Source organism: Paracoccus halophilus (assembly GCF_000763905.1).
Classification (GTDB): Bacteria; Pseudomonadota; Alphaproteobacteria; order Rhodobacterales; family Rhodobacteraceae; genus Paracoccus; species Paracoccus halophilus.
On record NZ_JRKN01000009.1, the window covers coordinates 97,639 to 111,117 of the forward strand.

General features: G+C 67.7%; 19 protein-coding genes. All 19 read left to right on the forward strand.

Annotated elements, in window-relative coordinates; genetic code table 11:
* Positions 1-169 precede the first annotated feature (169 nt).
* The 19 genes from fabF (at position 170) to IT41_RS08920 (ending at position 13,479) form a co-directional block, all read left to right on the forward strand.
* Positions 170-1,432 carry a beta-ketoacyl-ACP synthase II gene (gene fabF / locus IT41_RS08830; protein WP_036740341.1) on the forward strand — a complete coding sequence of 421 codons (1,263 nt, stop codon included), beginning with the start codon at positions 170-172 and terminating at the stop codon, positions 1,430-1,432.
* A complete protein-coding gene (mltG, locus tag IT41_RS08835; RefSeq protein WP_036740342.1) occupies positions 1,429-2,607 on the forward strand; it encodes an endolytic transglycosylase MltG in 1,179 nt (392 codons plus the stop codon). The genes fabF and mltG overlap by 4 nt, the downstream gene beginning before the upstream one ends.
* Positions 2,608-2,739: 132 nt before the next feature.
* Entirely contained in the window at positions 2,740-3,183 is a 444-nt protein-coding gene (locus IT41_RS08840) for a type 2 periplasmic-binding domain-containing protein (protein WP_036740346.1), read from the forward strand.
* Positions 3,184-3,501: 318 nt separating this feature from the next.
* Complete coding sequence (locus IT41_RS08845; protein WP_036740466.1) at positions 3,502-3,816, forward strand: hypothetical protein; 315 nt, start codon at positions 3,502-3,504, stop codon at positions 3,814-3,816.
* Entirely contained in the window at positions 3,767-5,107 is a 1,341-nt protein-coding gene (locus IT41_RS08850; RefSeq protein ID WP_052081362.1) for a DNA-packaging protein, read from the forward strand. Before IT41_RS08845 ends, IT41_RS08850 begins: the two co-directional genes overlap by 50 nt.
* A 114-nt stretch (positions 5,108-5,221) precedes the next feature.
* Positions 5,222-6,406, forward strand: a complete 1,185-nt coding sequence (locus tag IT41_RS08855; RefSeq protein WP_036740347.1) for a phage portal protein — start codon at positions 5,222-5,224, stop codon at positions 6,404-6,406.
* A gap of 1 nt (position 6,407) precedes the next feature.
* The gene (locus IT41_RS08860; RefSeq protein ID WP_036740348.1) at positions 6,408-6,641 is read left to right on the forward strand and encodes a GTA head formation protein, RCAP_rcc01685 family; all 234 of its coding nucleotides are present in this window, start codon (positions 6,408-6,410) and stop codon (positions 6,639-6,641) included.
* Between the two features lies 1 nt (position 6,642).
* Complete coding sequence (locus tag IT41_RS08865) at positions 6,643-7,191, forward strand: HK97 family phage prohead protease (RefSeq protein WP_036740351.1); 549 nt, start codon at positions 6,643-6,645, stop codon at positions 7,189-7,191.
* Between the two features lie 23 nt (positions 7,192-7,214).
* Complete coding sequence (locus IT41_RS08870) at positions 7,215-8,381, forward strand: phage major capsid protein (protein WP_036740352.1); 1,167 nt, start codon at positions 7,215-7,217, stop codon at positions 8,379-8,381.
* Positions 8,382-8,521: 140 nt separating this feature from the next.
* A complete protein-coding gene (locus tag IT41_RS08875) occupies positions 8,522-9,139 on the forward strand; it encodes a head-tail connector protein (RefSeq protein ID WP_036740473.1) in 618 nt (205 codons plus the stop codon).
* Positions 9,136-9,486 (forward strand): head-tail adaptor protein, encoded by a 351-nt coding sequence (locus tag IT41_RS08880; protein ID WP_036740353.1) that lies wholly within the window; start codon positions 9,136-9,138, stop codon positions 9,484-9,486. The genes IT41_RS08875 and IT41_RS08880 overlap by 4 nt, the downstream gene beginning before the upstream one ends.
* Positions 9,483-9,902: a DUF3168 domain-containing protein gene (locus IT41_RS08885; protein ID WP_036740356.1), complete on the forward strand. Its 420-nt coding sequence runs from the start codon at positions 9,483-9,485 to the stop codon at positions 9,900-9,902. Before IT41_RS08880 ends, IT41_RS08885 begins: the two co-directional genes overlap by 4 nt.
* Positions 9,903-9,914: 12 nt before the next feature.
* Positions 9,915-10,328: a phage major tail protein, TP901-1 family gene (locus tag IT41_RS08890; RefSeq protein ID WP_036740358.1), complete on the forward strand. Its 414-nt coding sequence runs from the start codon at positions 9,915-9,917 to the stop codon at positions 10,326-10,328.
* Between the two features lies 1 nt (position 10,329).
* Positions 10,330-10,647 (forward strand): gene transfer agent family protein, encoded by a 318-nt coding sequence (locus IT41_RS08895; RefSeq protein ID WP_036740359.1) that lies wholly within the window; start codon positions 10,330-10,332, stop codon positions 10,645-10,647.
* Positions 10,644-10,871: a phage tail assembly chaperone gene (locus tag IT41_RS08900; RefSeq protein ID WP_036740360.1), complete on the forward strand. Its 228-nt coding sequence runs from the start codon at positions 10,644-10,646 to the stop codon at positions 10,869-10,871. Before IT41_RS08895 ends, IT41_RS08900 begins: the two co-directional genes overlap by 4 nt.
* A 60-nt stretch (positions 10,872-10,931) precedes the next feature.
* Entirely contained in the window at positions 10,932-11,600 is a 669-nt protein-coding gene (locus tag IT41_RS08905) for a phage tail tape measure protein (protein ID WP_036740361.1), read from the forward strand.
* Between the two features lie 3 nt (positions 11,601-11,603).
* Positions 11,604-12,236: a DUF2460 domain-containing protein gene (locus IT41_RS08910; protein WP_036740362.1), complete on the forward strand. Its 633-nt coding sequence runs from the start codon at positions 11,604-11,606 to the stop codon at positions 12,234-12,236.
* Complete coding sequence (locus IT41_RS08915; protein ID WP_036740363.1) at positions 12,233-13,054, forward strand: DUF2163 domain-containing protein; 822 nt, start codon at positions 12,233-12,235, stop codon at positions 13,052-13,054. Before IT41_RS08910 ends, IT41_RS08915 begins: the two co-directional genes overlap by 4 nt.
* Positions 13,051-13,479 (forward strand): NlpC/P60 family protein, encoded by a 429-nt coding sequence (locus tag IT41_RS08920; RefSeq protein WP_036740364.1) that lies wholly within the window; start codon positions 13,051-13,053, stop codon positions 13,477-13,479. Before IT41_RS08915 ends, IT41_RS08920 begins: the two co-directional genes overlap by 4 nt.

Below are 13,479 nucleotides of genomic sequence, written 5' to 3' on the forward strand. Positions count from 1 at the left end.
CCGGCAAGTGCAACGAGCACCAGAGGGGAAAGTTCCTGTCGTCGCGGTAATGTCGCCGATCTGTGGCTATCGTGTTCGCGGTGCGCCGCCTGCCGGGAGGCTTTGCGTTGCGCGCCGTTCGGACGGCGTGTAGAACCTGTGCGATTACACGCTGCTAAGGAGCCCGTGCATGCGCAGAGTTGTCGTCACCGGTCTGGGAATGGTCACGCCGCTGGCCTCGGGGGTCGAGGAGACCTGGAAAAGGCTGCTGGCCGGGGAATCCGGCGCCGGTCCGATCACCCGCTTCGACGCGACGGACGTGACGACGAAATATGCCTGCGAGATTCCCTTTGGCGACGGCAGCGACGGCACGTTCAACCCCGATGACTGGATGGAGCCCAAGGACCGCCGCAAGGTCGATGACTTCATCCTTTACGGCATGGCGGCGGCGGAACAGGCGGTCCGGGATTCCGGCTGGGCGCCGGTCACTGACGAGGATCGCGAGCGCACCGGCGTCATGATCGGCTCGGGGATCGGCGGGCTGCGCTCGATCGCCGAGACCGCCGTGATGATCAAGGAGCGCGGGACCAGGCGGGTTTCGCCGTTTTTCATTCCCGGCGCGCTGATCAATCTGGTCTCGGGGCAGGTCTCGATCCGCTTCGGCTTCAAGGGGCCGAACCATGCGGTGGTCACCGCCTGCTCGACCGGGGCGCATGCGATCGGCGACGCGGCGCGGCTGATCATGCTGGGCGATGCCGATGTCATGGTCGCAGGCGGCACGGAAAGCCCGATCTGCGAGATCGGCGTCGCCGGCTTCAACGCCTGCAAGGCGCTGTCGACCAGATACGAGGACAACCCCCGGACCGCCAGCCGTCCCTGGGACCAGGATCGCGACGGCTTCGTCATGGGCGAGGGGGCCGGCGTCGTCGTGCTGGAGGAATACGAACATGCCCGCGCGCGCGGCGCGAAGATCTATGCCGAGGTGCTGGGCTATGGCCTGTCGGGCGATGCCTATCACATCACCGCCCCCAGCGAGGATGGCGATGGCGGTTTCCGCAGCATGACCAACGCGCTGAAGCGGGCGGGGATCGCGGCCGGGGATCTGGACTACATCAATGCGCATGGCACCTCGACCATGGCCGATGTGATCGAGCTGGGCGCGGTCGAGCGGCTGCTGGGCGATGCGGCGGACAATGTCGTCATGTCCTCGACCAAATCCTCGATCGGGCATCTGCTGGGCGCGGCGGGCGCGGTCGAGGCGATCTTTGGCATCCTGGCGATCCGCGACCAGATCTGCCCGCCGACGATCAACCTGGACAAGCCCGCGCGCGCGACCCGGATCGATCTGGCCGCCAATGCGGCGGTGCGCCGCAAGGTGGATCATGTGCTGTCGAACAGCTTCGGTTTCGGCGGCACCAATGCAAGTCTGGTCATCGGGCGGGTCAAGGAATGATCTGGCGCAACATCGCGTCCAATTTCCTGACCTTGCTGATCGTGATCCTGATCGCGGTCGCGGCGACGGTCGCATGGGCCAAGCGTGAATACAGCAAGCCCGGCCCCAGCACCCTCGCCGCCTGCGTGCGGGTGGCGCCGGGCGCCAGCCTCAACGCGGTCAGCCAGCAACTGGCGGAACAGGGCGTGGTGTCCAATGCCTATGTCTTTCGTGCCGGCGCAGATTACGCGGGCAAGGCGCGTGATCTGAAATTCGGCTCGTACCTGATGCCGCCCAATGCCAGCATGGAGGATGTGGTCGCCGCGATCACCGCCGGCGGCCCTTCGACCTGCGGCACCGAGGTGGTCTTCCGCATCGGTGTGCGCGAAAATTCGGTCGTGCTGCGCGATCTGGACGCCGAGACGGGCGAATTCGCGGAACAGGCGAAATATGTCCCCGGCGCCGAAGAGGTTCCCGCGGCGATCGCCGCCGCCGAGCAGAAGCCCGATGCCCGCCTGCGCATCGCCGTGGCCGAGGGCGTGACCAGCTGGCAGGTGTCCGAGGGGCTGAAACAGGCCGGTTTCATGGCCGGAGAGATCGGGGACCTGCCGCCCGAGGGCAGCCTTGCGCCCGATACCTATGATGTCCAGAGAGGCGCCGACCGCGCCGGGCTGCTGGCCGAGATGGGCCGCCGCCAGGTCGCGATCCTGGCGCAGGCCTGGGAAAACCGGGAAGCCGGCCTGCCCTATGATAGCCCCGAAGAGGCGCTGATCATGGCCTCGATCATCGAAAAGGAAACCGCCGTTCCCGATGAGCGGCGCGTGGTGGCCAGCGTTTTCGTCAACCGCATGCGGCAGGGCATGCGGCTGGAGACGGATCCGACGGTGATCTATGGAATCACCAATGGCGAAGGGGTTCTGGATCGCGGTCTTCGCGGCTCGGAACTGCGCCGGCGGACGCCCTATAACACCTATCAGATCGACGGCCTGCCGCCGACGCCGATCGCCAATCCCGGCCGCGCCTCGATCGAGGCGGCGATGGATCCCGAGGATACGGATTACATCTTTTTCGTGGCTGACGGCTCGGGCGGGCACGCCTTCGCGCGCACATTGGACGAGCATAACGAGAACGTCCGCCGCTGGCGCGAGATCGAGCGCCAGCGCGGTCAGGCATTGTCGCCGGTTCAGGGCGAATGATGGCGGCGGCGCGGCCGTCGCCTTTCGCGCGTGTTTGACAGAATCGCCAACACTTCGCACCATTCGCGGGATGGCCGGCCGCCGGCCGGATGCGGCGCCGCTTTGGCGCATCGCGATCAAGGAGAATAAACGATGAAACTTTCCGACCTGTTTATCAATCTTGCCGATGGTGCCCGCAATCTGGAGGAGCGGGTCAAGAAATGGCAGGAGGATCTGGAAGCCCGGAACGCGGATATGATGGAAAGCGCCCGCCGCTGGCAGGCCGATGCCGCCGCGCGCCAGGAAGAGCTGCAAAAGAAGATCCAGGGCTATCTGGACGATGCCAGCGACAATGTGCGCGCGCAGTGGAACGGCATGCAGAAAAGCTGGGACGAGCAGGTCGCCCAGACCAGGGCCAAGGCCGAGGAGATGCGCAGCAAGGCCGAAACCATGACCGCCGAGGAAAAGGCCGACTGGCACGAGGCCTATGCCGCCACCATGGTCAATTTCGCCCAGAAGATGCAGGATGAGGCCAGCACCGCCGTTGCCGCCGCCGCCGAGGCGCGCGCCAAGGCAGAGGCGGCGAAAAAGGGGTGATTCCACGCCCCGGCGCCCGTGATCCGGCCGGGCGTGGAAGCTGTTGCATGGGCGCGCGCTGCGGTGTTGCGCGCGGTATTTCATTGATAATAATGAAGAATATGTGAATCGCGGATCAACCTGTGGTTAAGCATTGACTGTGCGAACGCCCTGAGGTAGAAATTACCCATGCTGGGAGAGGTGGGCAAGCGGCCGGGTCGGATGACCTGAGGCCGCTTTTTTCATGTCTCGCTCGTGCGGACAGGCACACGAGGGCAGGGCGATACAGGAATGGTGATGAACTTCGATCCGGGGCCCGGGGCGCCGGAAGGACCTTTCATGCCCGGCGCCGCCATGGCGCAAGACATGGATGTGGTCGAGATCGCGGATGGGCTGTTCCGGTCCTATGCGGGGGATCTGCACAAGCTGCGCCTGAAGATTCAGGCGGGCGAAACCGATGAACTGAAGGAATCCGGCAAGCTGGTGCGCGACCTTCGGGCTGCGGCGCAACTGGTGCTGGAGGAAAGGAACAAGGTTGACAAGCTTCGCAAGGACGCAGCCGGGAATGTCGGAGCAGGCACGCTCGACCTTGCCGCGGCACGAGATGAAATCGGGCGCCGCCTGGCTTGCCTGCGCCGAGCCGGAGGAGGTTGACGAATTCCTGGGCGCGCTGAGCGACAATGCGCTGGCAAGCCTGCCCTGGCTGTTCGAGTTCTGGGCCCTGCCGCATCAGTTGCCCCCGGCGGGTGACTGGAAGACATGGGTGATCATGGGCGGGCGCGGCGCCGGCAAGACCCGCGCCGGGGCCGAATGGGTGCGCGCCCAGGTCGAGGGCGCCACGCCCGAGGCGCCGGGGCGCGCGCATCGCGTGGCGCTGGTCAGCGAGACCTTCGATCAGGCGCGCGATGTGATGGTCTTCGGGGATTCGGGCATTCTGGCCTGTTCGCCCCCCGACCGCCGTCCGCAATGGGAGGCCGGGCGGCGCAGGCTGGTCTGGCCCAATGGCGCCACCGCGCAGGTCTATTCGGGGCATGAGCCCGAGGCGCTGCGCGGCCCGCAATTCGATGCCGCCTGGGTCGATGAACTGGCCAAGTGGAAAAAGGCCGAGGACAGCTGGGACATGCTGCAATTCGCCCTGCGTCTGGGCGAGCATCCGCAGCAGGTCGTGACCACGACGCCCCGCAATGTCGCGGTGCTGAAGCGGATTCTGGGCAATGCCTCGACCGTGACCACCCATGCGCCGACCGATGCCAACCGCGCCTATCTGGCCGAAAGCTTCCTGACCGAGGTCGAGGCGCGTTATGCCGGCACAAGGCTGGGCCGGCAGGAACTGGAGGGGCTGCTGCTGGATGATGTCGAGGGCGCGCTTTGGACCACCGCGATGATCGAGGGCTGCCGGGTCGAGGCGGCGCCGAAACTGTCGCGGATCGTGGTCGCGGTCGATCCGGCGGTGACCGGCGGGGCTGGTTCGGACGAATGCGGGATCGTGGTGGCCGGGGTGGTCTCGGACGGGCCGGCGACCGGCTGGCGCGGCTATGTGCTGGAGGACGCGACGGTGAAGGGCGGGCCGACCGACTGGGCGCGCGCGGCGATTGCCGCCATGGACCGGCACGGGGCCGAGCGGCTGGTGGCCGAGGTCAATCAGGGCGGTGATCTGATCGAGAGCGTGATCCGCCAGATTGATCCGTTGGTGCCGTTCCGGGCGTTGCGCGCCGGGCGCGGCAAGGGGCTCCGCGCCGAGCCGGTGGCGGCGCTTTACGAGCAGGGGCGCATTCATCACCTGCGCGGGCTTGGTGCGCTGGAGGACCAGATGTGTCGCATGACGCTGCATGGTTATGACGGCAAGGGATCGCCCGACCGGCTGGATGCGCTGGTCTGGGCGATCCATGAGCTGATGATCGCGCCGGCGGCGCGGGACCGGCGACCGCAGGTGCGGGGCTTGTAAGCCGGGGCTCTGCCCCGGACCCCGGGATATTTGGAATGAAAGAGAATGGGCCTTTTGGGGCCGGGAAGGGCTGCGGTTTGCGGCCCTTTTTCATTGGAAATTCAGGAGGGACCTATGGCGTTTCCTTGGTTCGGGCGGGCGCGTTCCGCCGCTGTCGAGGTCGAGAAGAAGGCCAGCGCCACGGGCAAGCTGGTGGCGCTGGCGGCGGGCTCGGGGCGGGTGGTCTGGTCGCCGCGCGATACGGTCTCGCTGGTGCGGACAGGCTTTGCCGGAAATCCGGTCGGTTTTCGGGCCGTGCGGCTGATCGCCGAGGCTGCCGCGGCCGTGCCGCTGATCTGCCAGGATCGCGAGCGGCGCTATGAGATGCATCCGGTTCTGGACCTGCTGCGCCGGCCCAATGCCGGGCAGGGGCGGGCCGAGCTGTTCGAGGCGCTGATCGGGCAGATCCTGCTGAGCGGCAACGGTTATCTCGAGGCCGTGGGCGCGGGCGTGAAGGGGCTGCCGGCAGAGTTGCATGTGCTGCGCTCGGATCGGGTGGCGGTGGTGCCGGGGGCGGATGGCTGGCCCTCGGGCTATGAATATTCGGTGGGCGGGCGCAAGTTCCGTTTCGATATGACCGGCAGCCCCGATCCGATCTGCCATATCCGCAGTTTCCATCCGCTGGACGATCACTACGGGCTGTCGCCGATGCAGGCGGCGGCTGTCGCGGTGGATGTGCATAACAGCGCGTCAAGCTGGTCCAAGGCGCTTTTGGACAATGCCGCGCGGCCTTCGGGCGCGATCATCTACAAGGGGGCGGATGGGCAGGCCAGCCTGTCGCCCGACCAGTATGACCGGCTGGTGACCGAGATGGAGATGCATCATCAGGGCGCCCGCAATGCCGGGCGGCCGATGCTGCTGGAAGGCGGGCTCGACTGGAAGCCGATGGGTTTCAGCCCCAGCGACATGGAATTTCATGAGACCAAGAAGGCCGCCGCGCGCGAGATTGCCCAGGCGTTCGGCGTGCCGCCCATGCTGATGGGGATACCGGGCGATGCGACCTATGCCAATTACGCCGAGGCGCATCGGGCGTTTTACCGGCTGACGGTGCTGCCTTTGGTTTCGCGCGTGGCCAGTGCGCTGGCCTGGTGGCTGGGCGAGCATCTGGGGGCCGAGATCGATCTGCGCCCCGACCCCGATCAGGTGCCGGCACTGGCCGAGGAACGCGACCAGCAATGGAAGCGCATCGGCGAGGCCACGTTCCTGACCGATGCCGAAAAGCGCGCGGCGCTGGGTCTGCCGCCGCTGCCGGAGGATTGAGATGGAGGGCTCGCGTTTCGTCAAGGAGCCCTTTGACTGGCACGATCAGCGCATGGACGCGCAGGAGCGGATCATGGCGCTGCAATTCGGCCAGGTCGAGCGCCGGCTGGAACGGATCGAGGCGCTGATCGAGGGGCTGGAGCGCCGGCTCTGGATGACGGTTTACGGCGTCGTCGCCGTGATCCTGACCCAGGCGGTGCAGTCCATCCTGGAATTTGCACCGAAAGGAGGGTGACGTGAATTCAACTGATTACGGGCTGGAGCTGAAATATGCGCCGGGCGCGCAGATCGTCAGCGACGGCACGCGGATCGAGGGATATGCCAGCCTGTTCGGGCTGACCGATCAGGGCGGCGACATCGTCCAGAAGGGCGCCTATGCGGCCAGCCTGAAGCGGCTGGCGGCGCGGGGCGACAAGGTGCGGATGCTGTGGCAGCACGATCCGGCCCGGCCGATCGGCGTCTGGGACGAGATCCGCGAGGACGAGAAGGGCCTGTGGGTCAAGGGGCGCCTGCTGCCCGATATCGCACAGGCCCGCGAGGCGGCGGCGCTGATCGCGGCGGGGGCCATCGACGGGCTGTCGATCGGCTATCGCACGATTTCCGCGGAGCGAGACGGCAAGGGCCGGCGCCTGCTGAGCGAGGTTGAACTGTGGGAGGTGTCGCTGGTCACATTCCCGATGCTGGCCGAGGCCAAGGTGGGGCGGAAATCCGACCCGGCGGCGGTGCAGGCCAACGAGATGGCGGCGGCATTCCGTGCCGCGACGCTGGCGCTGCGCGCCGAATAGGTTTCACCGAAACGGAGAGGACCATGACCGAGGTGAAAGCCGCGGCCGGGGCGGATATGCCCGGCGATCTGGGGGCTGAAATGATCGGGTTCGTCAATGAACTCAAATCATTCCGCGACGATTTTCAGAAAAAACTGCAAGCACAGGATGAACGCATGAGCATGTTGGACCGCAAGACCGTTTCGCGCGCCCGCGCCCCTCTGTCGGCCGAGGCCGATGCGGGTGCGCCGCATCAGAAGGCGTTCGACGCCTATATCCGCCATGGCGATGACGATGCGCTGCGCGGCCTGCCGCTGGAGGGCAAGGCGATGACCACCGTCAGCGATGGCGGTTTCCTGGCGGCGCCCACGGTCGCCTTGCAGGTGCAGGATGCGCTGAACGTTACCGCCTCGCTGCGCCGGGTGGCCAATGTCGTCAGCGTGGAATCGGCCAATTACGAAGTGCTGGTCGATATGGGCGATATCGCCTCGGGCTGGGCGAGCGAGGCCGGCACGCAGGACGAGACCGGGACCTCGACCGTGCAGCGCGTGGTCATTCCGGTGCATGAACTGTCGGCCATGCCCAAGGCCAGCCAGCGCCTGCTGGACGATGCCGCCTTTGACGTCGAGACCTGGCTGGCCGGTCGCATCGCCGAGAAATTCGCCCGCGCCGAGGCCACGGCCTTTGTCAGCGGCGACGGTGTGAACAAGCCCAAGGGGTTCCTGACCCATCACATGGCCCCCGATGCCACGGCCACCCATGCCCAGATCGGCACCATCGCGTCGGGCGGGAACGGCGATTTCGCCACCACCAACCCGGCCGATGCGCTGATCGATCTGGTCTATGCGCTGGCGGCGGAATATCGTGCCAATGCGAGCTTCGTGATGAATTCCAGGACCGCCGCGGCGGTGCGCAAGATGCGCGACGCCGACGGTCGCTTCCTGTGGACCGATTCGCTGGCCGCCGGTCAGCCGGCGCAGTTGCTGGGCTATCCGGTGCTGGTCTGCGAGGACATGCCGGATATCTCGCTGGGCTCCGCCTCGATCGCGTTCGGCGATTTCCGCGCCGGTTATACGATCGTCGAGCGCCCTGACCTGCGGGTGCTGCGCGATCCCTTCTCGGCCAAGCCGCATGTGCTGTTCTATGCCACCAAGCGCGTCGGCGGCGGGGTGACCGATGCCCGCGCGATCAAACTGATGGTCTTCGGCTGATCCAGGGCCGAAGCGGGGGCCGCGCAGGCAGATGTCCGCCTGACCGGCTGAGCAACTGTCCGCGCGCGCGACGGCGGATCTGCGCGGCCCCCATTTCTTTTGCCCTTGGGATGCAGGCTCCGCACACGGGAGAGACGAAGATGATGCTTGTGGAAGTGACGGCGCCCCCCCTTGCGGCGCTGCCGGTCGCCGGTTTGCAGGACCATTTGCGGCTGGGAACGGGGTTCGGGACGGCCGGGGACATGGCCGAGACGGCGGCGCTGGCGGGGTTCCTGAGGGCCGCCATCGCCAGCATCGAGGCGCGCACCGGCAAGGTGCTGCTGGCGCGGCAGTTCCGGCTGCGGCTTGAGGAATGGCGCGACCCGATGGGCCAGCCGCTGCCGCTGGCGCCGGTCAGTGCCATCGAGCGGGTCGAGATCGTGAATGTGGCGGGGGCCGTCACCCCTGTCGATCCGGCGGTCTATCGGCTGGTGCCGGATATGCAGCGCCCGCTGCTCGCGCCCGTTGGGGCGTTTCTGCCGGGGATTCCTGCCTCGGGGCATGCGCTGGTGACCTTTTCGGCGGGGTTTGGTTCCGCATGGGCGAATGTGCCGGCCGATCTGGCGCAGGCGGTGCTGATGCTGGCCGCGCGCTATCACGAGGATCGCAGCTATGAGGGCACGCAGGCGGCGATGCCCTTTGGCGTGAGCGCGCTGATCGAGCGCTGGCGCTCGGTCCGGGTGCTGGGAGGGCGTGGCAATTCGCGCGGCGGGGCATGAGCACGCCGCGACTGACGGTGCCGCTGACCATCGAAAGCCCGGTCCGTGAGGCCGACGGCATGGGCGGCTATGAGCTGCGTTGGCGTGATATCGGAAAAATCTGGGCCGAGATGCGGTCGGGTGCGGGTGGCGAACGGTTCGCCGAGGTGGGGGCGCAGAGTGTCGTGACCTGGCGGATCACCGTCAGGGCGGCACCGGCCGGCGACCCGCGCCGCCCGCGCCCCGAGCAGCGGCTGCGCATGGGCGAAGGTGCCGACGCGCGCCGCTTCAAGATCGAGGCGGTGGCCGAGAAGGATGCCGGCGGGCGCTGGCTGGTCTGCGTTGCGAAAGAGGAGTCCCTGGCATGAGCTATGCAGCGACGGCCGCGCTTCAGGTGGCGGTCTATCAGGCCTTGCGGCAAAGCCCGGCGCTGACCGACCTGGTCGGCGACGCGATCTATGACGCGATGCCGGTGGCGGCGCCGACGGGGACCTATGTCGCGCTTGGTCCCGAGGATGTGAAGGATGCCGGCGACATGACGGGCGCGGGCGCCATGCATGATTTCGTGGTCTCGGTACTGTCCGGCTCGGACGAGGCGAGCGGGTTCGGCGCGGTGAAAGAGGTCGCGGTGGCGGTCTCGGACACGCTTGAGAGCGCCGCGATCGCGCTGGATCGCGGTCATCTGGCGGGGCTGTGGTTCCTGCGCGCCCGCGCGCGGCGGGCTGAAAAGGGCGCCGGGCGGCGGGTCGACATGACCTTTCGCGCGCGCATTGATCTGGGTTGAGGAGAGACGGATATGGCGGTGCAGAACGGACGCGACCTGCTGATCAAGATGGACATGACCGGGGACGGCCAGTTCGAGACGATCGCGGGCCTGCGCGCGACTCGGCTGGGCTTCAATGCCGAGACGGTGGATGTGACGAGCCTGGAAAGCGAGGGCCGCTCGCGCGAATTGCTGGCCGGCGCGGGGGTGCGCTCGGCCTCGATCTCGGGGTCCGGGGTGTTTCGCGACGGCACCACGGATGAGCGCGCGCGGCAGGTGTTCTTTGACGGCGAGGTGCCGCGCTTTCAGGTGGTGATCCCCGATTTCGGCACGGTCGAGGGGCCGTTCCAGATCACGTCGCTGGAATATGCAGGCAGCTACAATGGCGAGGCAAGCTATGAGATTTCCCTGGCAAGCGCGGGCGCGCTCAGCTTCGTCGCGCTCTGACATGGCCAATCCGTTGACCGGAGAGGTCGAGATCTGGCTGGACGGGCAGGCGCATCGCGCCAAGCTGACGCTGGGTGCGCTGGCCGGGCTTGAGGCGGAACTGGGCGCCGACAGCATGGTGGCGCTGGTCGAACGCTTTGAGGGCGGGCGCTTTTCCAGCCGCGACGTGATGGCGGTGCTGGTCGCGGGCCTGCGTGGCGGCGGCTGGACCGGTGGCGGTGACGATCTGCTGGCGGCCGAGTTCCGGGGCGGGCCGGTCGGCGCCGCCCATGCGGCTGCGGCGCTGCTGGCGCGTGCCTTTCGCATCGAGGGCACATGAGCGGCGCGCAGGCCCCGGGCGGCATGGACTGGCCCGGCCTGATCCGCGTGGGGATCGGGCCGGCGCGGCTGGGCGGGCTGGGCCTGACGCCGGCGCAGTTCTGGGCGCTGACCCCGGCCGAGCTGGCGCTGATGCTGGGGATCGCGCCGGGCACGGGCGGCGCGATGACGCGCGCCCGTCTGGCCGAGCTGGTCGCGCGCTATCCCGACGGCCAGGCGCGATGACCGGGCCGCGGGTGCCCGCGCTCGCAAAGTGAAACCGGATATTTGAGAGGAGGCGTCGTCGTGGCGAACAAGGACGGATTCGACGCGCTGGTCGAGGATGGCCAGACCACGCTGGGTAAGACTGCCGATCAGGGCGCGCGCGCCACGGCCGAGCTTGACGCCGAACTGGCGCGGCTGCGGCAGTCGATGCTTTACACAAATCGCGAGATGGCCAGCCTGACCTCGGGGATCGGCCGCGGTCTGCGCCGCGCCTTCGAAGGCCTGGCCTTCGACGGCATGAAGCTGAGCGATGCGCTGAAGGGGATCGCACGCAGCATGGCCGATACCGCCTTTTCGGTGGCGATGAGGCCGGTTGAGCAGGCGGTTTCGGGGGCGCTGGCGCAGGGCGTGAACGGGCTGGTCTCGGGGTTGTTGCCATTCGCCGATGGCGCGGCTTTCGCGCAGGGGCGCGTCATGCCCTTTGCCAGGGGGGGCGTGGTCAGCCAGCCCACCTATTTCCCGATGCGCGGCGCGACCGGGCTGATGGGCGAGGCCGGGGCCGAGGCGATCATGCCCTTGCAGCGCGGTGCCGATGGCCGGCTGGGGGTCGCGGCCCAGGGAGCGGCGGCCCGGCCGGTCAATGTGACCTTCAATGTCTCGACCCCCGATGTGGCGGGGTTCCAGCGCAGTCAGAGCCAGATCGCGGCGCAGATGGGGCGGCTGCTGGCGCGTGGCGAAAGGAACGGGTGAGAAATGGCGTTTCACGAGATCAGATTTCCCGCCAACCTGTCATTCGGCTCGGTCGGCGGGCCGGAGCGGCGCACCGAGATCGTCGCCATGACCAACGGCCACGAGGAACGTCGCACGCCCTGGGCGCATTCGCGCCGGCGCTACGATGCGGGGCTTGGCCTGCGTTCGCTGGACGATGTGGCGGCGCTGATCGCCTTTTTCGAGGCGCGCGCGGGCCAGATGCACGGCTTTCGCTGGAAGGACTGGGCCGATTACAAATCCTGCGCCCCCAGTGCCACGCCGGCCTTCGAGGATCAGAATATCGGCACCGGCGACGGCGTGAACCGGGTTTTCAGGCTGCGCAAGGCCTATGCCTCGGGTCCCGGGCGCTATGCGCGTCCGGTGACCAAGCCGGTCGGCGGCGCGGTGCTGGCCGGCGTGGGCGGCATCGAGCTGCGCGACGGGCTTGATTTCCAGGTCGATACGGCAAGCGGGACCGTCACCTTCGCGGTTCCGCCCGAGGGGGGCGCGAGGGTCACCGCCGGGTTCGAATTCGATGTGCCGGTGCGGTTCGATACCGACCGGATCGCGGTCTCGGTCGCCTCGTTCCAGGCGGGCGATCTGCCGCAGGTGCCAGTGGTGGAGGTGCGGCTATGAGCGAGACGGTCGCAAGGGCATGGGCGGTCACGCGGCGCGACGGCATGGTGCTGGGCTTTACCGATCACGACCGCGCGCTGAGCTTTGAGGGGATAGACTTCCGCCCCGATACCGGGCTGAACGCGCGCGCCGTGGTTCAGGGATCGGGCCTGTCGGTCGACAACAGCGAGGCGGTCGGGGCGCTGTCGGACAGCGCCATCACCGAGATCGACCTGATGGCCGGCCGCTGGGACGCGGCCGATGTCCGGCTGTGGGAGGTGGACTGGACCGATACGGCGAACCGCCGGCTGATCTTTCGCGGCCATCTGGGCGAGGTCTCGCGCAGCGGCGCGGCCTTCCGGGCCGAGTTGCGCGGATTGTCCGAGCCGCTGAACCGCATGCAGGGGCGGGTCTATCACCCGCGCTGCTCGGCGCAGCTGGGCGATGGGCGCTGCGGGTTCGACCTGTCGCGACCCGGCTATTCTGCCGAAGGGGTGATCGTTTCGGACGAAGGTGGGCAGCGTTTCATCCTGTCCAATGTCGATGGCCATGATGCACGCTGGTTCGAGCGTGGTCAGCTGGTCGTGCTGTCAGGCCCGGCCGAGGGCCTTTCGGGGATCGTCAAGTCGGATCTGGCGCTTGCGGGCGCGCGGCGCGAGATCGAGCTTTGGGCCGGGCTGGGGATCCGCCCGGCAATCGGGGATCGCGTGCAATTGGTCGCGGGCTGCGACAAGCTGGCCGAGACCTGCCGGATGAAGTTCCTGAATTACCTGAACTTCCGGGGCTTCCCGCACCTGCCGCCCGAGGATTGGCTGCTGGCGCCCGGGGTCAACCGATGAGCGTCGCGATCGTTCAGGCGGCGCGGGGCTGGATCGGTACGCCCTATGTGCATCAGGCCTCGGTCAGGGGGGCGGGAATGGATTGCCTGGGCCTTGTCCGTGGGGTCTGGCGCGAGATTGTCGGCGCCGAACCCGAACCGATGCCGGCCTATACCCCGGACTGGGGCGAGGCGGGCGGCGCGGAATTGCTGCTGGGCGGGGCGGGGCGGCTGTTGCACCCCGCCCCGGATGAGCAGCCGGGCGATGTGCTGGTCTTTCGCATGCGGGCCGGCGCCATCGCCAAACATCTGGGAATACTGGCGCAGACCGGGGCGCAGGCCAGTTTCGTGCATGCCTATGACCGGCATGGCGTGGTCGAAAGTCCGCTATCGGCGCCATGGCGGGCGCGGATCGCGGGACGGTTCCGGTTTCCGCCGGTCAATTAG